The sequence below is a fragment of the Methylorubrum subtropicum genome (genome assembly GCF_038442325.1).
Taxonomy (GTDB): domain Bacteria; phylum Pseudomonadota; class Alphaproteobacteria; order Rhizobiales; family Beijerinckiaceae; genus Methylobacterium; species Methylobacterium subtropicum.
Map to the genome: position 1 here is coordinate 516,599 of NZ_JBBXMW010000001.1, position 23,321 is coordinate 539,919.

Annotated in this window: 26 protein-coding genes; 15 read left to right on the forward strand and 11 right to left on the reverse strand. The window is 68.3% G+C overall.

The genetic code is table 11. The annotated features are described in order from the left end of the window. Positions 1-528: 528 nt before the first annotated feature. Positions 529-2,706: an ATP-dependent DNA helicase RecG gene (gene recG / locus AAHG03_RS02410; protein WP_342148472.1), complete on the reverse strand. Its 2,178-nt coding sequence runs from the start codon at positions 2,704-2,706 to the stop codon at positions 529-531. A 342-nt stretch (positions 2,707-3,048) separates the two neighbouring features. Between recG and AAHG03_RS02415 the strand changes: the two genes are divergently transcribed. From AAHG03_RS02415 to AAHG03_RS02445, 7 genes are all read left to right on the forward strand, one after another. After that, a complete protein-coding gene (locus tag AAHG03_RS02415) occupies positions 3,049-3,345 on the forward strand; it encodes an FAD assembly factor SdhE (RefSeq protein WP_342148474.1) in 297 nt (98 codons plus the stop codon). Positions 3,346-3,578: 233 nt separating this feature from the next. Further along, on the forward strand, positions 3,579-7,178 hold the full coding sequence (gene mfd, locus AAHG03_RS02420) for a transcription-repair coupling factor (RefSeq protein ID WP_342148476.1): 3,600 nt from the start codon (positions 3,579-3,581) through the stop codon (positions 7,176-7,178). An 84-nt stretch (positions 7,179-7,262) separates the two neighbouring features. Then, positions 7,263-7,511 carry a DUF4926 domain-containing protein gene (locus AAHG03_RS02425; RefSeq protein ID WP_342148479.1) on the forward strand — a complete coding sequence of 83 codons (249 nt, stop codon included), beginning with the start codon at positions 7,263-7,265 and terminating at the stop codon, positions 7,509-7,511. Further along, positions 7,508-7,852 carry a DUF6883 domain-containing protein gene (locus AAHG03_RS02430; protein WP_342148480.1) on the forward strand — a complete coding sequence of 115 codons (345 nt, stop codon included), beginning with the start codon at positions 7,508-7,510 and terminating at the stop codon, positions 7,850-7,852. The genes AAHG03_RS02425 and AAHG03_RS02430 overlap by 4 nt, the downstream gene beginning before the upstream one ends. 213 nt (positions 7,853-8,065) lie before the next feature. After that, on the forward strand, positions 8,066-8,275 hold the full coding sequence (locus AAHG03_RS02435) for a cold-shock protein (RefSeq protein WP_056237482.1): 210 nt from the start codon (positions 8,066-8,068) through the stop codon (positions 8,273-8,275). A 98-nt stretch (positions 8,276-8,373) separates the two neighbouring features. Continuing rightward, positions 8,374-8,742, forward strand: coding sequence for a DUF6481 family protein (locus tag AAHG03_RS02440; protein ID WP_091941399.1), 369 nt, complete (start codon positions 8,374-8,376; stop codon positions 8,740-8,742). A gap of 66 nt (positions 8,743-8,808) precedes the next feature. After that, a complete protein-coding gene (locus AAHG03_RS02445) occupies positions 8,809-9,006 on the forward strand; it encodes a hypothetical protein (RefSeq protein ID WP_342148481.1) in 198 nt (65 codons plus the stop codon). Positions 9,007-9,124: 118 nt separating this feature from the next. On the opposite strand, the gene AAHG03_RS02450 is transcribed toward AAHG03_RS02445, so the two are convergent. Together AAHG03_RS02450 and AAHG03_RS02455 are read right to left on the reverse strand one after the other, a co-directional pair. Next, entirely contained in the window at positions 9,125-9,466 is a 342-nt protein-coding gene (locus tag AAHG03_RS02450) for a hypothetical protein (RefSeq protein WP_342148483.1), read from the reverse strand. A 259-nt stretch (positions 9,467-9,725) separates the two neighbouring features. Continuing rightward, the gene (locus tag AAHG03_RS02455; RefSeq protein WP_412759705.1) at positions 9,726-11,084 is read right to left on the reverse strand and encodes an AMP-binding protein; all 1,359 of its coding nucleotides are present in this window, start codon (positions 11,082-11,084) and stop codon (positions 9,726-9,728) included. 218 nt (positions 11,085-11,302) lie between these two features. On the opposite strand from AAHG03_RS02455, the gene AAHG03_RS02460 reads away from it, so the two are divergent. From AAHG03_RS02460 to AAHG03_RS02475, 4 genes are all read left to right on the forward strand, one after another. Further along, positions 11,303-12,556 (forward strand): sensor histidine kinase, encoded by a 1,254-nt coding sequence (locus AAHG03_RS02460; RefSeq protein ID WP_342148484.1) that lies wholly within the window; start codon positions 11,303-11,305, stop codon positions 12,554-12,556. Between the two features lie 56 nt (positions 12,557-12,612). Next, positions 12,613-12,975: a response regulator gene (locus AAHG03_RS02465; RefSeq protein WP_342148485.1), complete on the forward strand. Its 363-nt coding sequence runs from the start codon at positions 12,613-12,615 to the stop codon at positions 12,973-12,975. A 135-nt stretch (positions 12,976-13,110) separates the two neighbouring features. Continuing rightward, positions 13,111-13,380, forward strand: coding sequence for a hypothetical protein (locus AAHG03_RS02470; RefSeq protein WP_342148488.1), 270 nt, complete (start codon positions 13,111-13,113; stop codon positions 13,378-13,380). Positions 13,381-13,476: 96 nt separating this feature from the next. After that, complete coding sequence (locus tag AAHG03_RS02475; RefSeq protein ID WP_342148489.1) at positions 13,477-14,016, forward strand: hypothetical protein; 540 nt, start codon at positions 13,477-13,479, stop codon at positions 14,014-14,016. Positions 14,017-14,044: 28 nt separating this feature from the next. Here AAHG03_RS02475 and AAHG03_RS02480 read toward each other — a convergent pair whose 3' ends face one another. The 6 genes from AAHG03_RS02480 to AAHG03_RS02505 form a co-directional block, all read right to left on the reverse strand. After that, a complete protein-coding gene (locus AAHG03_RS02480) occupies positions 14,045-14,326 on the reverse strand; it encodes a type II toxin-antitoxin system RelE/ParE family toxin (protein ID WP_342148491.1) in 282 nt (93 codons plus the stop codon). Further along, entirely contained in the window at positions 14,323-14,574 is a 252-nt protein-coding gene (locus tag AAHG03_RS02485) for an acetyltransferase (RefSeq protein ID WP_342148493.1), read from the reverse strand. Before AAHG03_RS02485 ends, AAHG03_RS02480 begins: the two co-directional genes overlap by 4 nt. 165 nt (positions 14,575-14,739) lie before the next feature. Further along, the gene (locus AAHG03_RS02490) at positions 14,740-15,018 is read right to left on the reverse strand and encodes a type II toxin-antitoxin system RelE/ParE family toxin (protein ID WP_342148495.1); all 279 of its coding nucleotides are present in this window, start codon (positions 15,016-15,018) and stop codon (positions 14,740-14,742) included. Beyond that, on the reverse strand, positions 15,015-15,245 hold the full coding sequence (locus tag AAHG03_RS02495; protein ID WP_342148497.1) for a hypothetical protein: 231 nt from the start codon (positions 15,243-15,245) through the stop codon (positions 15,015-15,017). Before AAHG03_RS02495 ends, AAHG03_RS02490 begins: the two co-directional genes overlap by 4 nt. Positions 15,246-15,285: 40 nt before the next feature. After that, a complete protein-coding gene (locus AAHG03_RS02500; protein ID WP_342148499.1) occupies positions 15,286-16,917 on the reverse strand; it encodes an acyl-CoA synthetase in 1,632 nt (543 codons plus the stop codon). Between the two features lie 149 nt (positions 16,918-17,066). Further along, a complete protein-coding gene (locus AAHG03_RS02505) occupies positions 17,067-17,261 on the reverse strand; it encodes a hypothetical protein (RefSeq protein WP_003599068.1) in 195 nt (64 codons plus the stop codon). A gap of 219 nt (positions 17,262-17,480) precedes the next feature. Here AAHG03_RS02505 and AAHG03_RS02510 point away from each other — a divergent pair, with 219 nt between their 5' ends. From AAHG03_RS02510 to AAHG03_RS02525, 4 genes are read left to right on the forward strand one after another with little or no spacing between them, the layout of a single operon-like run. After that, positions 17,481-19,229 carry an ArnT family glycosyltransferase gene (locus tag AAHG03_RS02510; RefSeq protein WP_412759706.1) on the forward strand — a complete coding sequence of 583 codons (1,749 nt, stop codon included), beginning with the start codon at positions 17,481-17,483 and terminating at the stop codon, positions 19,227-19,229. After that, positions 19,226-19,966 (forward strand): glycosyltransferase family 2 protein, encoded by a 741-nt coding sequence (locus AAHG03_RS02515; RefSeq protein ID WP_342148500.1) that lies wholly within the window; start codon positions 19,226-19,228, stop codon positions 19,964-19,966. The genes AAHG03_RS02510 and AAHG03_RS02515 overlap by 4 nt, the downstream gene beginning before the upstream one ends. Before the next feature lie 3 nt (positions 19,967-19,969). Further along, entirely contained in the window at positions 19,970-20,305 is a 336-nt protein-coding gene (locus tag AAHG03_RS02520; RefSeq protein WP_342148502.1) for a lipid-A-disaccharide synthase N-terminal domain-containing protein, read from the forward strand. A 5-nt stretch (positions 20,306-20,310) separates the two neighbouring features. Further along, the gene (locus AAHG03_RS02525; protein WP_342148504.1) at positions 20,311-20,784 is read left to right on the forward strand and encodes a DUF2721 domain-containing protein; all 474 of its coding nucleotides are present in this window, start codon (positions 20,311-20,313) and stop codon (positions 20,782-20,784) included. A gap of 123 nt (positions 20,785-20,907) precedes the next feature. On the opposite strand, the gene AAHG03_RS02530 is transcribed toward AAHG03_RS02525, so the two are convergent. Both AAHG03_RS02530 and AAHG03_RS02535 read right to left on the reverse strand, forming a co-directional pair. After that, a complete protein-coding gene (locus AAHG03_RS02530) occupies positions 20,908-21,471 on the reverse strand; it encodes a hypothetical protein (RefSeq protein WP_342148505.1) in 564 nt (187 codons plus the stop codon). Between the two features lie 23 nt (positions 21,472-21,494). Beyond that, a complete protein-coding gene (locus tag AAHG03_RS02535; RefSeq protein WP_342148507.1) occupies positions 21,495-21,950 on the reverse strand; it encodes a hypothetical protein in 456 nt (151 codons plus the stop codon). Positions 21,951-23,321: the final 1,371 nt, after the last annotated feature.

Below are 23,321 nucleotides of genomic sequence, written 5' to 3' on the forward strand. Positions count from 1 at the left end.
CCCTCCTTTTTTCCAGTGGCACCCCGGTCTACGAGGCCGTTGTTCATCTCCAGTTAAGCGGCAATTGGGGCAGATACAAGGTAATTCCCGATTTTCCGCCTATTGCCCAGCTCATCCGGGCCCTCTGCTTTCCCCGATAAATGACTGTTTTCGTTAGCAAAACGCCGATAGAATGCGTCGGTGCTGCGACATTCTGCTGTCCCTTTCCGCCGCCCCCGTTTTCCTGAACGGGCCGTTCAGTTTCGCGGGTGTCCTGAACGAACCTGAACGGATTCGCGTTCCACCCGGGCGTTCTCAGGCCGGTTCCCACGGCCCCCGGCCGATCGATTCGGCGGCCACCTCTCCCCGTCATTGCGAGGCGAAGCCGAAGCAATCCAGCGCTCCGCAGGGGCTGGAAGGAGCGCGTACGTGGCCGTTTCGTCGGTACGGTCTCGCCCCTTCTGGAGAACGCGCGCCCTGGATCGCTTCGGCTTCGCCTCGCGATGACGGGGTTGGGGCGGCCTTCCACGCGAGCGACCGGACACGGCATCACCCCGCCCCGATCAGCCGAATCGCCGCCTCGCGCTCGAACAGGTAGAGCAGCACCCGCAGCGCCCGGCCGCGCTCGCTCTGGAGCCGCGGGTCGCGCTCGACGATGAGGCGGGCGTCGTCGCGCGCGGCCTCCAAGAGGTCGCCGTCGCTCTCCAGCCGGGCGAGGCGAAACGCCGCCATGCCGGACTGGCGCGTGCCGAGCACCTCGCCCTCGCCGCGCAGGCGCAGGTCTTCCTCGGCGATGCGGAACCCGTCCTCGCTCGCCCGCATCATCTCCAGCCGCGCCTTGGCGACCTGACCGAGCGGCCCGCGGTAGAGCAGCAGGCAGGACGAGGCCTTCGAGCCGCGGCCCACCCGGCCGCGGAGCTGGTGGAGCTGGGCGAGCCCGAAGCGCTCGGCATGCTCGATCACCATGATGGTGGCCTCGGGTACGTCCACGCCGACCTCGACCACGGTGGTGGACACGAGCACGCGGGTGCGGCCCGCGGCGAACGCCTCCATCGCGGCATCCTTGTCCGGCCCCGGCATCTTGCCGTGGATCAGGCCGACCTCGTCGCCGAAATGCTGCTTCAGGTCCTCGAACCGCTCTTCCGCCGCGGCGAGGTCCACGAACTCGGATTCGGCCACAAGCGGGCAGATCCAGTAGACCCGATCACCCGCGGCGAGCGCCCGATGCAGCCCGTCCACCACGTCGCCGATGCGCTCGTTGGGGATCGTGATGGTCTTGATCGGCTGGCGCCCGGCGGGCTTCTCGTCGAGCACCGAGACGTCCATGTCGCCGAAGAAGGTGAGCGCGAGCGTCCGCGGGATCGGCGTCGCGGTCATCACCAGAATGTCGACCGCCTCGCCCTTGGCGCCGAGCGCGAGGCGCTGGTGGACGCCGAAGCGGTGCTGCTCGTCCACCACCGCGAGGCCGAGATCGCGGAACGCCACCGCCTCCTGGAACAGCGCGTGGGTGCCGACCACGATGTCGATGGTGCCGGCCGCCAGATCGGCCAGCGTCGCCCGGCGCTCGGAGGCCCGGTCGCGCCCGGTCAGCAGGCGAAGGCGCAAACCTTCGGTGAGGGGAACGAGGCGTTCGTAGTGCTGGCGCGCCAGGATCTCGGTCGGCGCCATCAGCGCGGCCTGCCGCCCGGCCTCGACCGCGGAGGCCATGGCGAGCAGCGCGACCGCCGTCTTGCCCGAGCCGACATCGCCCTGGAGCAGGCGCAGCATGCGCCGGTCGGAGCCCATGTCGGCGCGGATTTCCACGACCGCGCGGCTCTGCGCGCCGGTGAGCCCGAAGGGCAGGGCGGCCTCGATCCGCGCCTTCAGTTGCCCGTCGCCGGCATTCACCCGGCCGGGCTTGCGCCGCTGGCGGGCGCGCAGCAGGGCCAGTGCCAGCTGCGAGGCCAGCAGTTCGTCGTAGGCCAGCCGCCGCCGCGACGGGCTCGGCGGCGGGGTCTCGCCCTCGCGCGGCGGCGGGGGCGCCTCCTCCGGGCGGTGCTCGATCCGCAGCGCCTCGGCAAACGCCGGAAAACGGTTGCGGGCGAGATAGGCCGGGTCCTGCCACTCGGGCAGGACGGGCAGCCGCTCCAGCGCCGCGTGGACGATCTTGCCGATCACCCGCGAGGTCAGGCCCTCGGTCGCGCCGTAGATCGGCTCGACCGCGGGCAGGCTCGCGAGCCCCGCCTCGTCGAGGATGCGGGTGGGGTGCACCATCTGCCGGTAGCCGTCCCACAGGTCGATCCGGCCGGAGACGTAGCGGTGGCTCCCCAATGGCAGCATCTTCTCGATGCGGCCCCGCGGCATGCCGAAGAACACGAGGCTGATGTCGCCGGTCCCGTCCTCGACCAGCACCCGGAACGCGCGCTTGCCGAGCCCCGGTGGGCGATGCGCCACCACGGTGACGCCGAGCGTCACCGGCTCGCCGGTCGGCGCGTCGCGGATCGAGCCGCAGAGCGGCCGGGCGACCCCGCTCTGCGGCAGGTGGAACAGCAGGTCGGCGACGCGGGCCGGGCGCTCCTCGGTGCCGAGCAGCTTTTCGATGAGCGGCGCGATCTTCGGGCCGACGCCGGGCAGGCCGCGGGCGGGGGCGAACAGCGCGTCGAGGATGCTGGGCCGCAGCGACGGAGCCTCGTCCCGCGGGGGCGGGGCGGGATCGGTCGCGAGGGCCGGTTCGGAGTCGGGGATCATGAGCCTTTGTGGCGCGAGAGAACGACGGCGACGGCCTTTCCCATCCAACCCCCTCATCCTGAGGTGCCGCGTCAGCGGCCTCGAAGGAGGGCTCCAGGGATCGCGCGATACACTGGAGCCCTCCCTCAAAGCCTCCGCTACGCTGCGGCACCTCAGGATGAGGACGTGGATGGGAGCGAGGCTTTTGGACCGGGCCGCGGGCGCCACGATACCGCGTTTCCTCGCATCCGCGCAGATGGCATCACGCGCGGCACGGTTTGCCCGAAGCCGTTTGCCCCTGGGCGAACACGCCTCTACATGCCTGTAGTCACCACGAGAGCCATCTCGGAGGGCTTCTTTCCCATGTCCGGCACCACCCGCTCCAGCGCCGACCTCGACCCGCGCCGCCGCCGCACCCTGTTCCGGGCGTGGCACCGGGGCATCCGCGAGATGGACCTGATCATGGGCCGCTTCGCCGACGCCGAGATCGGCGAGCTGACGGAGGAGGAGCTGACGCAGTTCGAGGCGCTGATCGAGGTCCCCGACCGCGACCTGTTCCGCTGGCTCACCGGCGAGGACGAAACCCCGGTGAACTACGACACCCCGGTCTACCGCCGGCTCAAGGCGTTCCATCGGCACGACGCGCCGATCCATAACTGAACATTGCCGTTACACGCGGCTTCCTGTTACGCGCGGGAATAACCCTCCCCCCTCTGCGGGGGAGGGTGCCCGCGGAGCGGGCGGGAGAGGGGCAGCGCGACGGTCCCGCTTGGCCGCCATCGACGCGAACTCTCAGGAACCGTCGCTCCCCTCTCCCGCCCCCCTTCGGGGGCCACCCTCCCCCGCAGAGGGGGGAGGGACGTGACGTCGAGTTTCAAGAAACCAACGATCCGATGGCCAAGCCCCAGCCCAAATCCTCGGCCCCCGCGCCCAAGCCGCAGACCGCCCGGTTCGCGCTGCCGAAATCCGCGCCCCTGACCAAGGCGCTCGAGGCGCTCAAGCGCGGCGACAGTCCGACGCTCGCTTCCGTGCCCGACGGGTTCGACGCGCTCGTCGTCGCCGACCTCGCCCGCGCGCTGTCCGGCAGCTTCGAGGGCCCGGCGGTGCTGGTGCACGTCGCCCGCGATTCGGGGCGCTCCAACGCGTTCCAGACCGCGCTGAAATTCGTCGCCCCCGAGATCGAGGCGATGAGTTTTCCGGCCTGGGACTGCCAGCCCTACGACCGCGTCTCGCCCAACGGCGCCATCGCCGCGCAGCGCATGACGGCGCTGTCGCGCCTCACCCGCTCGCGCTCGTCGGAGGAGAAGCCCCGCATCCTCTGCACCACCGTCAACGCCCTGGTGCAGCGCGTGCCGCCCCGCGCCCGGGTGGCGGTCGAGACCTTCTCGGCCGCGATCGGCAACGTGGTGCCGATGGACAAGGTCGTGGCCTGGGTCGAGGCCAACGGGTTTCTGCGCACCGGCACCGTGCGCGACACCGGCGAATACGCCGTGCGCGGCGGCATTCTGGACCTCTCGCCGCCCGGCCTGCCGAACCCGATCCGCCTCGACTTCTTCGGCGACACGCTCGAGACGATCCGCGCCTTCGATCCCGAGACGCAGCGCACAGTGGGGTCCCTGCGCTCCCTCGACCTCGTGCCGATGAGCGAGGTGCAGCTCACCACCGAGACGATCCGGCGCTTCCGCCAGGGCTATCTGACGAGCTTCGGCGCCGCGACCCGCGACGACCGGCTCTACGAGACCGTCAGCGAGGGCCGCCGCTATGCCGGCCTCGAGCACTGGATGCCGCTGTTCTACGAGCAGTTGGACACCGTGTTCGATTACCTCGGCGACGTGCCGCTGGTGTTCGACGCGCAGGTGGAGGAGGCGGCGACCGAACGCCTGTCGCTCATCCAGGACTATTTCCTCGCCCGCGAGAGCGCGCTGAAGAACCCGCAATCCGGGGTCGCGCCCTACAAGCCGCTGCCGCCGCGCGCGCTCTACCTCACGCCGAACGAGTGGAAGGCCAAGGTCGAGGCCGCCGCGGTCGCGCGGCTCACGCCGTTCGCGCAGCCCGACTCGGATGAGCGCGCGATCATCGATTGCGGCGCCAAGCCCGGCCGAAACTTCGCCCCCGAGCGGGCGGACGAGGCGGCCAGCGTGTTCGACGCCGCGGTGGCCCATATCCGCGACCTCCAAGGATCCGGGCATCACGTGATTCTGGGATCGTGGTCCGACGGCTCGCGCGACCGGCTCTGCGGCGTGCTCTCCGACCACGGTCTCAAGAAGCCGATGGAGATCAACACGCTGACGGCGGTGAATGCGCTCAAGCGCGGCACCGACGTGGCGGTGGCGGTCTGGGGGCTGGAATCCGGCTTCGTCATCGACCGGCTCGCCGTCATCGCCGAGGGCGACATCCTGGGCGACCGGCTGGTGCGCCAGAAGCGCAAGTCCAAGCGGCCCCAGGACATCATCCTCGAAGTCCAGGCGCTCCAGCCCGGCGACCTCGTGGTCCATTCCGATCACGGCATCGGCCGCTTCGTCGGCCTCAAGACCGTGACGGCGGCGGGCGCGCCCCACGATTGCCTGGAACTGCAATACACCGGCGGCCTGCTGCTGCTGCCGGTCGAGAACATCGAACTCCTGACCCGCTACGGCTCGGAGGATTCCGAGGTCGCGCTCGACCGCCTCGGCGGCGGGGCGTGGCAGGCCCGCAAGGCCAAGATGAAGCGCCGCATCCTCGAGATGGCGGGCGAGCTCATCAAGGTCGCCGCCGCCCGCTTCGTGAAGCCCGCCCCCTCGCTCAAGGCGCCGGAGGGCCTCTACGAGGAATTCGCCGCCCGCTTCGCCTTCCAGGAGACCGAGGACCAAGCCAACGCCATCGACGCGGTGCTGGACGACCTCAACGCCGGGCGCCCGATGGACCGCCTCGTCTGCGGCGATGTCGGCTTCGGCAAGACCGAGGTGGCGCTCCGCGCGGCCTTCGCCGCCGCCATCTCCGGCAAGCAGGTCGCCGTGGTGGTGCCGACCACGCTTCTCGCCCGCCAGCACTACCGGACGTTCGTGGAGCGCTTCAAAGGCCTGCCGATCAACATCGCCCAGCTCTCGCGCTTCGTCTCCGCGGGCGATCAGCGCCAGAACCGGGCGGGGCTCACCGAGGGCAAGGTCGACATCGTCGTCGGCACCCACGCGCTGCTGGCGAAAAACGTCGCGTTCAAGGATCTCGGCCTCATCATCGTCGACGAGGAGCAGCATTTCGGCGTGGCCCACAAGGAGCGGCTGAAGGCGCTCCAGGCCGACGTCCATGTGCTGACGCTCTCGGCGACCCCGATTCCCCGCACGCTGCAGCTCGCCATGACCGGCGTGCGCGAACTCTCGATCATCGCCACGCCGCCGATGGACCGCTTGGCGGTGCGCACCTTCGTGACCCCGTTCGATCCGCTGCTGGTCCGCGAGGCGCTGCTGCGCGAGCGCTACCGCGGCGGCCAGTCGTTCTATGTCGTGCCCCGCATCGAGGATCTGGCGGAAGTCAAACGCTTCCTCGACACCGAGATGCCCGAGACCACGGTCGCGGTCGCCCACGGCCAGATGGCGGCGGGGCAGCTGGAGGACGTCATGACGGCGTTCTACGAGGGCAAGTACGACGTGCTGCTCTCGACCACGATCGTCGAATCCGGCCTCGACATCCCGACCGCCAACACCCTGATCGTCCACCGCGCCGATATGTTCGGTCTCGCCGCGCTCTACCAGCTCCGCGGCCGCGTCGGCCGCTCCAAGGCGCGCGCCTACGCCCTGTTCACGACCCCGGCCAACCGCCAGCTCACCGCTCAGGCCGAGCAGCGCCTGAAGGTGCTCCAGAGCCTCGACACGCTGGGCGCCGGCTTCCAGCTCGCCTCCCACGACCTCGACATCCGCGGCGCGGGCAACCTCTTGGGCGACGCCCAGTCCGGCCACATCAAGGAGGTGGGCTACGAACTCTACCAGCAGATGCTGGAGGACGCCGTCACCGCGCTCAAGGCCGGCATCGAGGAGCCGCAGGCGGAGGCGTGGTCGCCCACCATCGCGCTCGGCGCCCCCGTCACCATCCCCGAGGATTACGTCGAGGACCTGACGGTGCGGCTGGGCCTCTACCGCCGCCTCTCGACCATCGAGAACGACGCCGAGATGGAGAGTTTCGGCGCCGAGCTGATCGACCGCTTCGGCCCGCTGCCGCCGGAGGTGGAACAGCTCCTCAAGATCGTGACGATCAAGATCCTGTGCCGCGACGCCAACGTCGAGAAGGTCGAGGCCGGCCCGAAGGGCGTCGTCGTCCACTTCCGCGACAAGTCCTTCGCCAACCCGCAGGGTCTCGCCGCCATGGTGGTGGAGCAGGGTTCCTTCGCCAAAGTCCGCCCCGACATGAGCGTGGTCTTCATCCGCGAACTCGACACCATCCCCGAGCGCCTGAAGGTGACGACGCAGATTATGCGAGGATTGGTGACGATCGCGGGGCGGGGGAAGAAGAAGGCGGCGTGAGGCGGCGCGTCCGGTATCGCGGCGTCTTGTCAGTCTCCACCCGCGATGTACGTTGAGGGCCTGTGCCGCGGGGAGGGGACGCGCATGACACGCGAAGCGTTCTACCATTTCCGTCAGGCCGCGCCGCTCGACACGTTTCGCGATCTCGACCGAGTGAGATTGACGGCCGACGTCGCGACCGATGACGGCATAACCATGCCCGCGGGCAGCGAAGGCGTCGTGCTCAGCGTCTACCGGGACGGCGTGGCCTATGTGGTCGAATTCGCCGAGCCGGTCGGCGCGCTGGCGACCGTCCAGGGTGACGCCCTTCACCTCGTCGCGCGCGCCGCTTGAGCGCGATCCCTTGGCCGAGCCTCTGGCAGGTCGCCGAGGACAAGCTCGTCAAATACCTGCTGGATATCGACCACCCCGTAGGTGGCTCCAAGGCGAAGTTCTTCCTCGGCTTCGGCTTCTCTCCTGCGGAACCGGCGGCGTTCGCCTCCGCCCTCGCGGCACATCCTTGGCTCAACCCGCAAGGACGGCTCGTGACGCCGCCGGTCGGTCTGCCCCGGCTCACGTTCGAAGGGCCGCTTACGACACCCGATGGCCGCACGCCGCGGGTCCGCACCGTATGGGAAGTCACGCCAGACGATACAGCCCGCTTCCTCACGGCCTATCCGTGCCGCCGATTCTGATTCCGCTCAAAAATCACTCAATAAAAATCGCGCCTTGCTAAATCATCTTTCGAGGCGCATGGTCCACGGCATCGATACGAGGCCGGATTCTCTGGGCCGTGACGCCTCCGCAGGGCGGTTCTCTTTTTCCTTCGTCATCGGTGATCTGTATGGGCTCGGCGCCATGAGGCGCAGGGGCTCTCTGCCTACATCCTGCGGAGACAAGGACATTACATGCAGACCGGCACCGTCAAGTGGTTCAACGATCAGAAGGGCTTCGGCTTCATCCAGCCGGAGGACGGCTCGAAGGACGTGTTCGTGCACATCTCGGCGGTCGAGCGCGCCGGCCTGCGCGGGCTCGCCGAGGGCCAGAAGGTCTCCTTCGTGATGGAGACCGATCGCCGCTCCGGCAAGCAGTCGGCCGGCCAGCTTCAGGTCGCCTGATCCGCTTTTCCCGCTGATGTCGAAGCCGCTCCGCCCGGGGCGGCTTCACGCGTTTTCGCCGGGTCTCACCCCGAGCCCGGCCCGTTCAAGGAATGTACGTGAGCTTCGCCAAGCAGAACTCGTTCGACGACCGTCGCCAGAATTCGGCCTCCGCCCGTGAGGCGATGCTGAACCGCTTCCGCGCCCGCCCCGCCGGCGACGATCCGGCCGTGCTGGCCCGCCAGGCCGAGCGCCGCGCCATCGCCGCCGCCCGCGAGGAGCGCGCCCAGGAGCGCGAGCTGCAACGGCGCCTGGAGGCCGAGCGGCTGGAGGCCCTCGCCGCCGCCGAGCGCGCGGCGGAGGAAGCCCGCAAGGCCGCCGAGATCGAGGCCGCCGCCGAGCGCGCCCGACTCGCCCAGGCCAAGCAGAAGGAAGAGCGCGACGCCCGCTACGCCGCGCGCAAGGCCAAGATCAAGCTGCGGCGCTGACGCGTCCGCTGCGCGGGTCGCTCGCCGACCCGCGGCCCCTTCCGCGTCTGAGACCGGAGTCCTTCGATGTCCCACAAGTTCAAGCTCGGCCAGCGTGTCCGCCGCAACCGGACGCACCAGACCGACGAGCGCCTCGGCTTCGGCGAGGTCGGCGAGATCGTCCGGCTGATGCCCGACGACCCGACCGGCGAGCCGTCCTACCGCATGCGCTCCGGCGCGGCCGAGCGGGCGGTGCGCGAGAGCGAGATCAGCCTCGCCCCCTGACGAGAGCATCGGCCCGAAAGGTGGGAACCGGCTTTCGGAAAAAGCCGATGCGGCACTGCAGCTATGAAAAAAGGCGGACCGTTCGGCCCGCCCGTCACCGTCCCGCCATGGAACGCCGCTACAGCTCCGGCTCGTTGAGCACGTAAGGGCCGATCCGGCTCTTGAGATCGACCGGCGCGCCGGGGCGAAACCCTGCGTCGTCGATGTCGATCACCGGGATGCCGCCCGCGCGCATCTGCTCGCGCAGGCGGGCAGCGAGCGCAGCGATCTCCGGGCTAGCGCGGCCGGAGAGCTGGAACAGGATGGCGGCGGGGCGGGCGATCACCGCCAGCACGTCGTCGGCGGCTTCGATCGAAGCGGTGACGCTCGCAAACCCGAGCCCCGCGAGGTCGGCAGCGAGGGAGCGGTCGACGGCCCGGCGGCCATCGTCGACGACAAGCACTTGTTGCAGCGCACCCATAGGCTTCAGCGTTATCCCATGTCGCACCCCGTGTGAAGGGGCACAGACCATAACCCGCACCGCCGCGATTGGTTCGCCGACCATCGAGACGCGGAAACGCTAGAGCGGGCGCAAAGAAGCGGCTCTGAACGGCGCCGCAGCATCCGGGATCAGGGCAAGGAAGTCACCGCAGGACTCCAACAAGCCGTTGCAATTAAATCATTTTTAACTGTGCCACGTCGGCCCGACGCCCGTGGCCGGGACGCTCCACAGGCGATTCTTACGCGCGCGCAAAAAAAGTCGTTTCCACCGGGTCGGCCTCGATGCGCAGCGCCGCCACGTCCACCCCGGTGGCGAGCCCGGCGAACAGGATAGCGGCGTAGGGGGTCTCGTGCCACGCCGCCGGGTTTGCACTGCGGGGCGTCCCCCGCTGCAGCGCCGCGGCGGCGCAGGCCTGTCCGCGGAAGGCGAGGCGCGCGTCGTCGCCGTGGCGCATCTCCATCAGGCCGGCCGGCAGCGCCAGCCGCTCGGGCCGGCCCAGCACCTGCGAGACGTCGCTCGGCCCCCCGCGCCGGCCCGAGAGCAGGGCGGTCTCGTCGAAGGCCACCGTGTCGATCACCGTGTCGAGCCGCAGCGCCTGGGCCCCGCCCGGCGCCCGGCTGCGGCTCGGCAGGCGCGCGGGCGCCCGGTGGACGAAGACGCCCGAGCGCAGCTCCGGCGGCAGGTCGCGGCCCGCGAGGTTGTTCTCGAGAAAGGCCGGGGCGACGAGATGGGTCGGGCCGGGGCGGCGGAGCGCCGTGGCGAAGGCGGTGCCGTCGAACAGCGGCAGCACTTCCAGCGTCGCCCCGGCCACGATCGCGGCGGCCAGCCCGGTCGCGAGCCCGCGCAGGTCGTGCGGGCCGATCAGGCTGAGGATGCGCTCGCCCGGCGCGACGCGGGCCGCCACCAGATGGGCGGCGGCGGCGGCCACCAGTGCCTCGCTGCTGCGGAACACCGGGCGGTCGGGATCGCCGCCGGCGAAGGTGACGTATCCGGCGGGCGCGGGCGGGCGCTCGGGCGCGGGCCCGGCCGGGCCGTCGAGGACGAAGCGGTCGAGGTTGATCACCCCGTCGGGCACGTCGGGGCCGAAGGCCGCGAGGTAGCGCAGGCCGAAATAGCGCATCGCCACGCTGCAAAGCCGCTCGGCGGTCGCCGCGCCGCCGAGCCGCGCCTGGGTCAGCACCGCGGCAAGGCCCACGCCCTGGGCGGCGGCGAGCAGGCGCTCCTCGTCCCACGAGACCGGCAGCATCACGGCGACGTGGCCCGCGGCCTCGACAGCGAGGATGGCGAGCACGCTCTCGGCCGAGCCCGGCAGGCACAGGCCGATGCGGCTGCCCGGCGGCAGCCGCCAGCCGCGCAAACCGCGGGCGAGGCGCTCGACGATCTCGGCGGCCGCCGCGTAGGTCCAGGTGATGGCGGGCCGCCCGCTCCAGGCCGGCTTGTCGGCGGGGTCGATTACCGCGATGCGGTCGGGATGGTGCCGGGCGGTCGCCGCCAGCAGGCTGCCGAGGCCGATCCGGCGAAGCGGCGCGCTCGGAGGGGCCGACGGGACGGCCTCTCCGGATAACAGTTCCTGCGTGATCGCCCGATGCGCCGACACGCGCTGCCCCTCGATTCCCGCTTGGTTTGGGGCCGTTATGGTTAAGCGACCCTTAATCGGTTGCCTGCGGAAGCTTCCCGCGCACGGAAGGCGCCGCAAAAAAGCCCGGCCGATCGCCTCAAGCGGTGCCACGGCGGGGAATCGCGCCGGGATTGCCAACTGTGCCCATGCGCGGCACCAATGAGCCGGCGCGGTTCCTACCAGGGAAGAAGGGTCCGATGCTCGACGGTCTGCGGCGACTCTGGGAGGTCGAGAACCTGTCGCCCCACGGCATCTGCCTGCTGTGGCGCCCGGAGCTGATCTGGACCCACATCATCTCCGACACGCTGATCGCGCTGGCCTATTTCTCGATTCCGGTGGCGCTCGCGACCTTCGTCTCCCGCCGCCGCGACGTGGTGTTCGGCTGGGTGTTCTGGTCGTTCGCGGTGTTCATCACCGCCTGCGGCGCCACCCACCTGATGGCGATCTGGACGCTCTACGTGCCGGATTACGGGCTGGAGGCGATGGTCAAGATCGTCACCGCCGCGGCCTCGATCGGCACGGCGCTGGCCCTGTGGCACCTGATGCCCCGCGCACTCAGCCTGCCCTCGCCGACGCAGCTGCGCCGGGCCAACGAGGCGCTGCGCGCCCGCGTCCGAGAGCGCGACGAGGCGCTCGCCGCCCTGAAGCAGGCCACCGAGGAGCGCCAGCGCACCGAGGCGCTGATGCGCCAGTCGCAGAAGATGGAGGCGGTCGGCCAACTCACCGGGGGCGTGGCGCACGACTTCAACAACCTGCTCAACGTGGTGCTGCTCAACCTCGACCGGGTCGAGCGCGGCCTGCCCGCCGACAGCCCGCTGCTGAAGCCCCTGCGCGACGCCATGCGCGGCGCGGCGCGGGGGGCCTCCGTCACCCACAAGCTGCTGGCGTTCGCCCGCAAGCACCCGCTCTCGCCGGTCAGCACCGACGTCAACGCGCTGATCGGCGCCTTCGCCGAACTCTTGCGCGGGACCATCGGCGCCAAGATCCGGCTGGAGACCGATCTGGCGCCGGGCCTGCCGCCGCTCAGCATCGATCCGAACCAGCTCGAGAACGCGATTCTCAACCTCGCGGTCAACGCCCGCGACGCGATGCCGGACGGCGGCACGCTGACGATCCGCACCGGCCCGGCGCCGGACGGCGCAAGGGCGGGTGAAGGCGTCAGCGTCGAGGTGACGGATACCGGCACCGGCATGGCGCCGGAGGTGGAGGCGCGGGCCTTTGAGCCGTTCTTCACCACGAAGCCGCTCGGCCAGGGCACGGGGCTCGGCCTGTCCCAGGTGTTCGGCATCACCGAGCAGTCGGGCGGGTCGGCGGCCATCGTGTCGGGGCGCGAGCGGGGCACCACGGTGCGCCTGTGCTTCCCCGCCGCGCCGCCCCGGCCCGCGCCCGTCCCCGACCGGACGGAGGCGCCGGGCTTCGGCTTCGCGCCGGGGCTCGCGACGGCGGGATAAACTCGTCCCGCTCGGGCGGGACGCACGAAGACGAGAGACGGGGGAGACCGAAAACAATGTCCGACAAGCGGACCGTGCTCGTCGTCGAGGACGAGGAGATGCTGCTCAGCGCCGTCTCGATGGAGTTCGAGGATGCCGGCTTCGACGTGCTCTGCGCCGGCACGGCGGAGGAGGCCTACGACCTGCTGCGGGAGCGGCCCGAAGTCGATCTCCTGTTCACCGACATCCGCCTGCCGGGCCAGCTCGACGGCTGGGACCTCGCCGAGCGCGCCCGCGCGCTCCAGCCCGCCCTGCCGGTGATCTACGTGACCGGCTACAGCGCCGAGGAGCCGCGGCAGGTGGCCGAGAGCGTGTTGGTGATGAAGCCCTACCGCATGGCCGCAATCATCGACGTAGCCCGCCGGCTCGGGGTGGCGTGACCCTCCCGGAGCAGGCGCTTCGCAGGTGCGCGATGGCACGGCGATCCGGCCGGGGCGATCCGATCTGAGGGTCACCAAGTCACGGCCCCCGACATCCTTACGGAGACCGCGCACAGCGTAAGGACTAAAGATCCAATGAACACCCGTCTCGCCGCCACCGCCGCCCTGGCCCTCGCGCTCGCCGCCCCCGCCGGTTCCGCCCTCGCCCAGAGCTACACCGCGCCCGCCGGCATCCCCGCCGCCACGGCCCAGTCCGTCTACGCCCTCGAATCGGACGACGACGTGGTCGCCACCGGCTCGATCGCCCCCCGCCACCCCGACTGGTCGGCCAAGGCCGGCAACGCCGCCCGGCCGGAACTCGCCGTGCCGAACCTCGGCAACACCTCGGGCGGTCCGGCTTACTGAACGGCCCGAGTTTCGCGATGAGGGAGGCGGCGGATCATACGCCGCCTCTTTTTTGATTCGGCCCACGGACCGAACTCGCTTTATGAGTCGTGCCGCATGCACGATCTGCTCAGAAAATGGGTCGCCGTCACGGGATTGGTCCTGACCGCCGGATCGGCCCTCGGCGCGGAAGGGCCGAAGCTGGACGCGTTCATCGGCGGCCTCGCGAGGGGATGCCGTCCCTCCGGCCCGCTGGCGGCCTTCCGCGCCGACCTGAACGCCCGCTACTCCTTCGAGGACGGCCACAAGCGGTTGACCGCCACGGTCCGCATTCCACCCGTGATCGCCCGAGCCGTCGGGCGCGCCTCGGCGGAGCGGCACCCCTACCACACCCGCATCCACGTCCCGCTGGTCGGCACCTATCACGGGCTGCGCACCCGCTCGATCACCTTCGACATCGGCCACAGCAACGGCGTCGGCGTCACCACGCTCGCCTTCGCGACACCGATCCGGGCGGTCGAGGCGGTGATCGGCCCGGACGTCGCCCGGACGATGCAGGCCTTCGCGGCCGACGCGATGGAGGCGACCCTCGGCCTCTCCGCCCGGATCGTCCCGGCGGGGGAGGGGGCGGCGCTCGTCTGCGACACGTCCACGTAGTCAGATCCCCGCGGGCTCAGGCCACAGTCTAATTCTCTTCCCGCCGGGCGGCATGGCGCACAGTGAGCACTTCGATCTCGTCGGCCCCTTCATTCACCCGGTAGAACACCAGATAGGGATAGCGAGGCAGGGCGAAGCGGCGCACCCGCTGCCCACGCAGGTGGCCCGCCTCCGGGTACTGAATGAGGAGCGCGAACACGTCCAGGATCGCGTCCTCGACTCGCTGTGCGCCTTGCGGGTTGCGCGGCTCCAGATAGGCGGCAATGTCCTCAAGATCGGTCTCGGCCTGCGGCGTGAGGCGCAGTCTCATTTGGTGCCGAGGGCGCGCGCACGGCCGCGGGCAAAAGCACGGGCCACGATCTCGGTGGCCTCGCCTTCCACGAACTCGCCCCGGTCGGCCTGCGCCAGCCCCACCATGACGGCAGCCAGATGCTCGGGTTCAATGTCGAGCGGTTCGGCAATCTTCGCCATGCTGAGCATGACCTGCGCGATGTTGTCCTGTTCGGCGGCGGGCATTTGCCGAACGGCGGCGACGGCCTTTTCGAGCAGGTCGGTCATGGGGTTACCTCCGATGACATTCTAGCACGCCCGGCGCCTGAACGTCCGCGCGGTCGCGAACGCCTGTTCGAGAAGCTCCGTCATGGCGCCATGAGACACGGTCCGCAGAACGGGCGAAGCGGTCTCGCCTCTCCCGCGCCCCTGGCGAGGCCGGTGCCCTGCGGATCAGGCCAGCGGCCGCCGCGCAGTGTGGCGAACCCCGAGAACGACGATCTCATCGCCCATCACGCGATAGGTGACGGCGTAAGGATAGGGCGACACCACCATGCGGTGGATGCCGGGCCGAGCCGTGCGGTGTCCGGCATAGGGATGGTGCAGCAGCACATTCAGCACGTCGGACAGACGCTCCTGCACATTGCGCGCACCCTGTGGATTATGCTGTGCGATGTAAGTCAGCACACGATCGAGCTGACGCGCGGCAGGCGTGGTGAGACGCAGCCTCACAGGCCATGCTTCGCCCAGATGGCGCGCACCTCTTCGTCGGAGGCGAAGTCCCCGCGTTGCGCGGCGGCTTCGGACTCGTCCAGTTCCGCCTCCTCTTCGGGCGTGAACTGGTAGACCGGCTGTTTGTCGTCGCCGGCCAGGGCCAGCACGACGCGCGCGATCTCATCCTGCATCTCCGGGGGGAGAGCCCGCGCCGTCGTGAACGCCTTGTCCAGAAGCTCCGTCATGGCATCATGATACACGGCCCACGCGCGGGATGAAGCGGGCCTACCCCTCCCGCGCCTTCTCCCGCAGCACGAACTTCTGCACCTTCCCCGTGGACGTCTTCGGCAGCTCGCCGAACACCACGTGACGCGGCAGCTTGTAGGGGGCCAGCCGCTCGCGGCACCACGCGATCAGGTCTTCGGGCGAGACCTCCTGCCCCTCCTTCAGCTCGACGAAGGCGCACGGGGTCTCGCCCCATTTGTCGTCGGGCTTGGCGACCACGGCGGCCGCGGCAACCGCCGGGTGCTTGAACAGGGCGTCCTCGACCTCGATGGAGGAGATGTTCTCGCCGCCCGAAATGATGATGTCCTTCGAGCGGTCTTTCAGCTGGATGTAGCCATCGGGGTGCTTCACCCCGAGGTCGCCGGAGCGGAACCAGCCGCCCTGGAAGGCCTCGTTCGTCGATTTCGGGTTCTTCAGGTAGCCGCGCATCACCACGTTGCCGCGGAACATCACCTCGCCGATGGTCTCGCCGTCGGCGGGCAGGGAGGCCATGCTGTCGGGGTCGCGCACGTCGAGGCCTTCCAGCACCGGATAGCGCACGCCCTGGCGAGCCTTCTTCCGCGCGCGTTCGTCGGAGGGCAGTTCGCTCCATTCCTCGTGCCACGCGTTGACCACCGCCGGGCCGTAGGTCTCGGTCAGGCCGTAGAGATGGGTCACGTCGAAGCCCGCCTCGCCCATGGCGGCGAGCACCGCCTCGGGCGGGGGCGCGGCCGCCGTGAGGAAGTGGACGCGTTGCGGCAGCGGGCGCTTCTGGTCGTCGGGGGCGTTGAGCAGCGTCGACATCACGATCGGCGCGCCCGAGAGATGCGTCACGCTGTGCTCGGCGAGGGCTGCGTACATCGCGGGCGCCCGCACTTGCCGCAGGCAGACATGGGTGCCGGCCACCACCGAGAGCGACCACGGAAAACACCAGCCGTTGCAGTGAAACATCGGCAGCGTCCAGAGATAGACGGCGTGCTGGCCCATCCCCGCGGTGATGACGTTGCCGAGCGCCAGCAGCGCCGCGCCGCGATGGTGGTAGACCACGCCCTTCGGATCGCCCGTGGTGCCCGAGGTGTAGTTGAGCGAGATCGCGTCCCACTCGTCGGCAGGCATGGCCCAATCGTGCTCGGGATCGCCGGACGCCAGGAATTTTTCGTAGTCCGTCTCGCCGAGAGCGGAGCCCTCGCCGGTGAATTCCGGGTCGTCATAATCGATGACGAACGGCGTCACGCCCGCCTTTTCGAGCGCGCCGCGGGCGAGTTTCGAGAACTCGCGGTCAACCACGAAGACCTTGGCCTCGCCGTGGTCGAGGCAGAAGCCGATGGCCTCGGCGTCGAGGCGGGTGTTGAGGGTGTTGAGCACCGCCCCCGTCATCGGCACGCCGTAGTGGCACTCGATCATCGCGGGGGTGTTGGCGAGCAGAACCGCGACCGTGTCGCCGCGCCCGATGCCGCGGGCGGCCAGCGCCGAGGCGAGGCAGCGGGTGCGCGCGTAGAGTTCGGCGTAGGGGCGCCGCAGGGAGCCGTGGATCACCGCGACCCGATCCGGAAAGGTGCGGGCGGCGCGGTCGAGATAGGTCAGCGGCGTCAGCGGCTGGTAATTGGCCGGGTTCTTGTCGAGGTCCCGGTCGTAAATCGTCTCGCGCGCCACGGCGTCGCCTCCCGTTTTCCGGGAGCTTAGACGAGGCTCACGCGCGATCAACGACGGAAAAGGCCCCGCGGGGGTCGGACCCGGGAGCCTTTTCGCGGTTCGTCAGGGGTTTCTTGAGCGACGGTGGGCCGCCGACGCGGCCGACCGGATCAGCGCTCGCGGCCGCTCAGGAGCTTTTCCAGGGCGGCGAGCCCGCTGCGCTCGGCTGCCTCTTCCGTGGTTTGGACCCGGTCGGCGCGCTGGAACAGCTTGCCGTTCCGCCGGATCGCCCAGGTGAAGTGCCCGGCCGGGCGCTCGCAGGCTTCGATTTCGAGGGTGTAGGGATTTGCGCTGTTGTTTGCCATGCAGCGAATATAGGACCGGCCTTCCGCTCCGGCTACCCGCCCGGTGCATGTTTGCCTTGCCCTGGATTGGACGCTCATGTGCGGGAGCGCACGAAGCTGGGCTGACCGAGCCACTGGGTCGGCCGGGAATTTGACAATCCCGGCGGGATCACCGACACGGCGCCCGGCCGGGCCGGGGCCATCCGTCGGCCTCGACAAGGTCCGCGCCCCGAGCCGCCGATGCCCGTCCTCTCCCGCCCGTCCATGACGGCGCGCGCCCCCTTCGGTCCGCCGGCGCGCCTGCTGCGGGCGGCGGACGGCCTGCTCGCCTTCGGTGCCGTGAGCCACGGGCGCGCCTGCGCGCTGCTGCTCCTGCTCGGCCTCGTCTGCTTCCTGCCCGGCCTCGCGTCGCTCCAGCCGATGGATCGGGACGAGCCGCGCTTCGCCCAAGCCTCGAAGCAGATGCTGGAGACGGGCGATCTCGTCGATATCCGCTTCCAGGCGGAGGCCCGCCACAAGAAGCCGGTCGGCATCTACTGGGCGCAGGCCGCGACCGTCGCCGCGGCCGAGCGGCTCGGCGTGCCCGATGCCCGCACCGCGATCGGCCTCTACCGCATCCCCTCGCTGATCGGCGCACTCGCGGCGATCCTGCTGACCTACTGGGCCGCGCTGGCGATCCTGCCCCGGCGCGGGGCGCTCCTCGCCGCCGCCCTGTTCGGCGCCTGCGTGATGCTCTCGGCCGAAGCCCGGCTCGCCAAGACCGACGCGCTGCTCACCGCCTGCGCGGTGGCGAGCTTCGGCGCGCTCGCCCGCGCGTGGCTGGGCCGCGCCCGGCTGGAGCGGCGGCGCGGGCCGGCGAGCCTGTTCACGGCCGTGATCTTCTGGCTGGGAGTCGCGCTCGGCATCCTGATCAAGGGGCCGATGGTGCCGCTCTTCGCCGGGCTCGCAGCGCTGATGCTGTCGATCCGCGAGGGCTCGGCCCGCTGGCTGCTCGATCTGCGCCCGCGGCTCGGCCTTCTCCTCGTCCTCGCGGTGGTGGCGCCGTGGTTTGCGGCCATTGCCTGGAAGAGCGGCGGCGCCTTCTTCGGCGAGGCGGTGGGTAAGGACATGCTCGGCAAGGTCGGCGGCGCGGCCGAGAAGCATTGGGGGCCGCCCGGCGCCTACGCGCTCGCCTTCTTCGCCACCTTCTGGCCCGGTGCGGCCTTCGCGGCTTTGGCCATTCCGTTCGCCTGGGCCAGACGCGGCGAGGAGGCGGTGGCGCTGCTCCTCGCCTGGATCGTGCCGACATGGCTGATCTTCGAGGTCCTGCCGACCAAGCTCCCGCACTATGTTCTGCCGCTGATGCCGGCGGTCGCCATCCTGACCGTGCTGGCCCTGTATCGCGGCGCCCTCGATCCGCGCCGGCCCGGCGCCACCTGGGTCGCCGGCCTCGTCGTGCTGATCCCGGTGGGGCTCACCTTGGGCCTGAGTGCCGCCGCGTGGCGCCTCGACGGGGTGCTGCCGCTTCTCGCCCTGCCGTTCCTGCTCGCGGCTTGCGCGCTCGCCGCGACGGCGCTCGCCGCCTTCCGCCGCGGCGCGGGGGATGGGGCGCTGGTGCTGGCGATCCTTTCCTCGCTGATCGTCTCGCCCGCGGTGTTCGGCCTGACCCAGCCGGTGCTCCAGAGCCTCAAGCTCGCCCCGCGGCTCGCCGCTTTGCGGAACAGCCTGCCCTGCGAAGGCGTCCGCACCGGCACCTTGGGCCTGCGCGAGCCGAGCCTCGTCTTCACGCTCGGCACCGATCTCGCCATGCTGAGCACCGGCGAGGAGGCGCGCGACTTCCTCGCGGCCGGCGGCTGCCGCCTCGTCCTCGTCGAGGACCGCTTCGCCGACGCCTTCGCCGCGACGGGGGCGCCAAAACAGCCGGTCGGGCGCGTCACCGGCTTCAACATCAACGGCGGCAAGCCGGTCGGAATCTCCGCCTGGGCCGTCCTGCCGGGCCCAACACCATGAGCGACACCCAGACCCTCCATCTCTCGGTCGTCGTGCCGGTGAAGAACGAGGCCGGCAACATCGCGGGGCTGGTGGCCGAGATCGGCCGCGCCTGCGAACCCTTGGGTCCGTTCGAGGTCATCTACGTCGATGACGGCTCGACCGACGGGACGCAGGCCGCCCTGGTGCTGGCGCAGCAGAGCCATCCGTGGCTGCGCATCGTCCGGCACGACCGGAGCGGCGGCCAGAGCGCGGCGGTGCGCAGCGGCGTGCTGCGCGCCCGCGCCCCCGTCATCGCGACGCTCGACGGCGACGGCCAGAACGATCCGGCCTTCATCCCGGCGCTCTACGGCGCCCTGCACGAGGGCGGCGCACGCGTCGGCCTCGCCCAGGGCCAGCGCGTCGGCCGAAAGGGGCGCTGGAAGCGGTTCCAATCCAAGGTCGCCAACGGCGTGCGCGGCAAGATTTTGAAGGACGCCACCCGCGACACCGGCTGCGGCCTCAAGGTGTTCCACCGCGAGGTCTATCTCAGCCTGCCCTACTTCGATGCGCTGCACCGCTTCATGCCCGCGCTCGTCACCCGCGAGGGGTTCGGGGTCGTCCACCGCGACGTGATCGACCGGCCGCGCTTCACCGGCCGCTCGAAATACGGGATGTTCGACCGGCTCTGGGTCGGCCTGCTCGACATGGCCGGCGTGTGGTGGCTGATCCGGCGGCGGCGCCCGGCGCCGCTGGCGACGGAAGAGCGCGGAGGCTGAGCCATGCTGATCCAGCTCGCCGAGGATCTCCCGGCCTATTTCTACGACGTGTTCGTCACCCGCTTCGATTTCTGGCTGGTGTTCGGCGTGGGCGCGCAGCTCGTGTTCGGCTCGCGCTTCATCCTGCAATGGTGGGCGAGCGAGCGGGCGGGCAAAAGCGTGATGCCGCTCTCGTTCTGGTTCCTGTCGATCGTCGGCGGGATCATGACGCTGGTCTACGGCTTCGTGCGGCGCGAGCCCGTCATCATCATCGGGCAGGGCCTCTCGACGGTGATCTACGTGCGCAACCTCGTCCTGATCTTTCGCGAACGACGCCGCGCGCGCGGCGCGAAAGCCTGAGCGCCGTGTTCCCACCCGAGGCGAGCAACCCCGACACCATCGCCCACATCATCCAGGTGGCGCTCGCCCCCGCCTTCCTGCTCTCGGGGCTGGCCACTCTTCTCAACGTGTTCTCGACCCGGCTGGGCCGCGTCGCCGACAAGGTCGACAAGCTCCGCGCCGACCTGATCGGCGCCGGCCCGGACGAGGCCGCCGAACTGTCCCACCGCCTCGCCTATCTCCGCCGCCGCTCGCTCCTCCTCGACCTCGCCGTGATCCTGGCGAGCCTCGGCGGCGTGCTCACCGGGATCGCGGTGCTGACGCTGTTCTTGGGGGCGCTGCGCGACGCCTCGGCGGCGTCGGTGTTGTTCGTTTGTTTTGGGTTGGCGCTGGGGTGTACGATCGGGGCGATTCTGGCGTTTTTGGTGGAGATTTTGTTGGCTGGGCGGGGGGTTAGGATGACGGCGGGGTTGGCACCCACTGACGCGAAGACCGAATGACGCCAATAAAATTAGACTCTTACGTTTTATTGATTGCAACATCAATCAGCGCGGAGTTTTAAAATTATAGTTAAATAATCACAAATGTCCAATTTCATGAATGAATTAATTAACAGGCCCTAACTATCTTATCATGAATTCTTTGAGAACTCCCGCCAGACCACATTTTAGGGGCTCACCAGGGAATTCTTCGTAGTCAAAAATTTCAAGGAAAAATGAAGTGAATCTCACCTCATATCGCTTTATACCTTTCGCTTGCCTAGCTATTTGCAAAAATCTTTCTATGTTTTCGGCATATCTATGCTCTCTTAAACTCTTTTCTGGCCCGCCTAAACTTGCAAGTTCTTTTTCTGCGCAAGCAGCATGGTAGTACCCCCATAATTTGGTAGTTTCCTTGTGCCAATCTCTGTTTAGCCAAAACCGCCAATCACTAGCAGCCTGCCTCAAATTAGGTGCATAGTCCTTGATTTTGTTTTGGAGCCAAAGCTTTAAATTTAACCTCGCAATCTCATATCTTATATTAAGCTCGTAATACGAATCGATATCGACTGCCGGGAGAAGATCGCTGTAATGCTTCAACGCTTCTTCTGTCCTTTTCTCCCCATCTAGGGCCATCGCAATTTCGAACTTGATAGAAACTTCGTTCCTATTTGTTAAGAAGCCAGCGCCATTTTTTAGCTTCTCCAACGCGTTCTGAAAATAAAAACTCGCTATATCATACTCATGAAGTCTTTTGTGTATGATGCCAGTAAGAAAGGGACATCAGCTGGCTCCGGGTCCAGAATCTTGCTCTTTTCAATGTAATCTCGAGCCAGCTCTATATTGCCCCGAGATATATACGAGTATGCATCATTGAGGGATGCCCTGGCTTTCTGCTCCAGGCTGTCTCGAAGCAAGGTGGGTGGGTTAACAAAATAAACAACCGCAGCAAGCGCCAATGCTCCGCCAGCTCGAACAAGAGGCAACTTGACCTCAAACAAGCCAGGAAGCACTGCCCCGATCCCAGCAGCAGCTAGCGCTAACACAACCCGAAATACAAAGAGTGTAAATTCGGTAGGATTTGGCACAACAAGAGCAAGCACTAACATCAACAGCACAAACACGCACCCAAACACAAACGCTAAAAGCTTATCTATCTCTATAGTTCCACTTACATACGAGGGCATGCCTGCTCTCCACGACGATTATGCTCTCAAGCTTTATCTACCGCCGTTACCGCCGTGATGCTGGCCGCCGCCACCACTTCCACCGCCGCCCTGACCTCCTTCCTGAGGTGGCTGTCCGCCTGATTGCCCAGGCCGAGCAATAACTGCAGGCGCCATTACCAAATTCATGATCGATGCGATCAAGATAGCCTTTTTTAGAATAGTAAATCCTTTTCAACTCTAGGGCGGAATATGATACTTATATGATAGGCTCGACGTAACTACGAACCACCACCGCCACTTCCACCTGCACCTTGTCCACCTTCCGGAGCACCTGCTCCTCCTCCACCGCCGCCTGGGCCGGCCAGCGCAGGAGATATAGTTAGAATCGACATAAGCGCAAAGAGCAATATCAAATATCGCCTCATTTTGAGGTCCTCCGATGCCAGCGCTCCTACTGCAGCAAATGGATCACAAATCATGGTCCGTGTGAAGCCTTGGAGACAGGTAAAATTTTTGGAGCACCTGATGCACCAAGGCCCACCAAATGAAATTTTATACCAAATTTTGTGAAAACAAATTATCGCAGCTATCTTGTCCAGTTCGAATATCGCTCTGCTAAAAACAATCCGAATTTTACAATATGACAATATTGAGCGCACCCAAATTGATTCACCTCGACTTACTTTGAAAAATTTCCTATCCTACGCTAACCCTCCCATCACCCACCACCCGCACGGGGGAGCGCTCCGGTGACCGATCGAAGCGCTCAAGTCGGGGGGTGGGGGCGGTGCCTTGCGGTGGGGATTCGGTCTCCTCGCTCCGGGCGGCGGGTTCGGCGACACACCGGACTCGGAGCGGGGCGTGTTCAGGCGCGACAGCGCAGTTCGGGAGGAAATGCCCGGCGCGCGACCCCGGTCTGGGTTCGGACGCGTGAGGGGCGGCGGCGCTCACGACGGGGCGCCCGTTCGCGGCAGGTGCGATTGCGGTGACCCGGGGCTCGCATGGGAGACCCGGATGCCGATACGCCCGCCGGGCCACGGCCGACGACACCGCGGCGAAAAATCGGCTCGGGACGCGGACAGCGCACCGGTCCGCGGGATGCCGGGAAACCGGATCTTTTGAGACACAAGCGCTTGGTCTGCCGGGGTTTCCCGGCATCCCGCGTCACCCCTTCGGACGGGCCACGGGCGGCCCCACCCGACGCCGATCAGGCGCCGGGGGTTTGGTGTGGGCGGACCGAAGCCGGTCAGGCCGATCTTCCCATCAAATCCCCTCATCCTGAGGTGCTGAGCGTCAGCTCAGCCTCGAAGGAGGGCTCCAGCCCGCCGCGCGATCCTCGGGACGCCCTCCTTCGAGGCTCCGCTGCGCGGAGCACCTCAGGATGAGGGG

What these genes read in the sequence shown, in the direction of transcription:
- recG (WP_342148472.1), bottom strand. Translation starts at nt 2,706, where the DNA reads ATGATCCCCGACTCCGAACCGGCCCTCGCGACCGATCCCGCCCCGCCC.
- AAHG03_RS02415 (WP_342148474.1), top strand. Translation starts at nt 3,049, where the DNA reads ATGTCCGGCACCACCCGCTCCAGCGCCGACCTCGACCCGCGCCGCCGC.
- mfd (WP_342148476.1), top strand. Translation starts at nt 3,579, where the DNA reads ATGGCCAAGCCCCAGCCCAAATCCTCGGCCCCCGCGCCCAAGCCGCAG.
- AAHG03_RS02425 (WP_342148479.1), top strand. Translation starts at nt 7,263, where the DNA reads ATGACACGCGAAGCGTTCTACCATTTCCGTCAGGCCGCGCCGCTCGAC.
- AAHG03_RS02435 (WP_056237482.1), top strand. Translation starts at nt 8,066, where the DNA reads ATGCAGACCGGCACCGTCAAGTGGTTCAACGATCAGAAGGGCTTCGGC.
- AAHG03_RS02445 (WP_342148481.1), top strand. Translation starts at nt 8,809, where the DNA reads ATGTCCCACAAGTTCAAGCTCGGCCAGCGTGTCCGCCGCAACCGGACG.
- AAHG03_RS02450 (WP_342148483.1), bottom strand. Translation starts at nt 9,466, where the DNA reads ATGGGTGCGCTGCAACAAGTGCTTGTCGTCGACGATGGCCGCCGGGCC.
- AAHG03_RS02460 (WP_342148484.1), top strand. Translation starts at nt 11,303, where the DNA reads ATGCTCGACGGTCTGCGGCGACTCTGGGAGGTCGAGAACCTGTCGCCC.
- AAHG03_RS02465 (WP_342148485.1), top strand. Translation starts at nt 12,613, where the DNA reads ATGTCCGACAAGCGGACCGTGCTCGTCGTCGAGGACGAGGAGATGCTG.
- AAHG03_RS02470 (WP_342148488.1), top strand. Translation starts at nt 13,111, where the DNA reads ATGAACACCCGTCTCGCCGCCACCGCCGCCCTGGCCCTCGCGCTCGCC.
- AAHG03_RS02475 (WP_342148489.1), top strand. Translation starts at nt 13,477, where the DNA reads ATGCACGATCTGCTCAGAAAATGGGTCGCCGTCACGGGATTGGTCCTG.
- AAHG03_RS02480 (WP_342148491.1), bottom strand. Translation starts at nt 14,326, where the DNA reads ATGAGACTGCGCCTCACGCCGCAGGCCGAGACCGATCTTGAGGACATT.
- AAHG03_RS02485 (WP_342148493.1), bottom strand. Translation starts at nt 14,574, where the DNA reads ATGACCGACCTGCTCGAAAAGGCCGTCGCCGCCGTTCGGCAAATGCCC.
- AAHG03_RS02495 (WP_342148497.1), bottom strand. Translation starts at nt 15,245, where the DNA reads ATGACGGAGCTTCTGGACAAGGCGTTCACGACGGCGCGGGCTCTCCCC.
- AAHG03_RS02505 (WP_003599068.1), bottom strand. Translation starts at nt 17,261, where the DNA reads ATGGCAAACAACAGCGCAAATCCCTACACCCTCGAAATCGAAGCCTGC.
- AAHG03_RS02510 (WP_412759706.1), top strand. Translation starts at nt 17,481, where the DNA reads ATGCCCGTCCTCTCCCGCCCGTCCATGACGGCGCGCGCCCCCTTCGGT.
- AAHG03_RS02515 (WP_342148500.1), top strand. Translation starts at nt 19,226, where the DNA reads ATGAGCGACACCCAGACCCTCCATCTCTCGGTCGTCGTGCCGGTGAAG.
- AAHG03_RS02520 (WP_342148502.1), top strand. Translation starts at nt 19,970, where the DNA reads ATGCTGATCCAGCTCGCCGAGGATCTCCCGGCCTATTTCTACGACGTG.
- AAHG03_RS02535 (WP_342148507.1), bottom strand. Translation starts at nt 21,950, where the DNA reads ATGCCCTCGTATGTAAGTGGAACTATAGAGATAGATAAGCTTTTAGCG.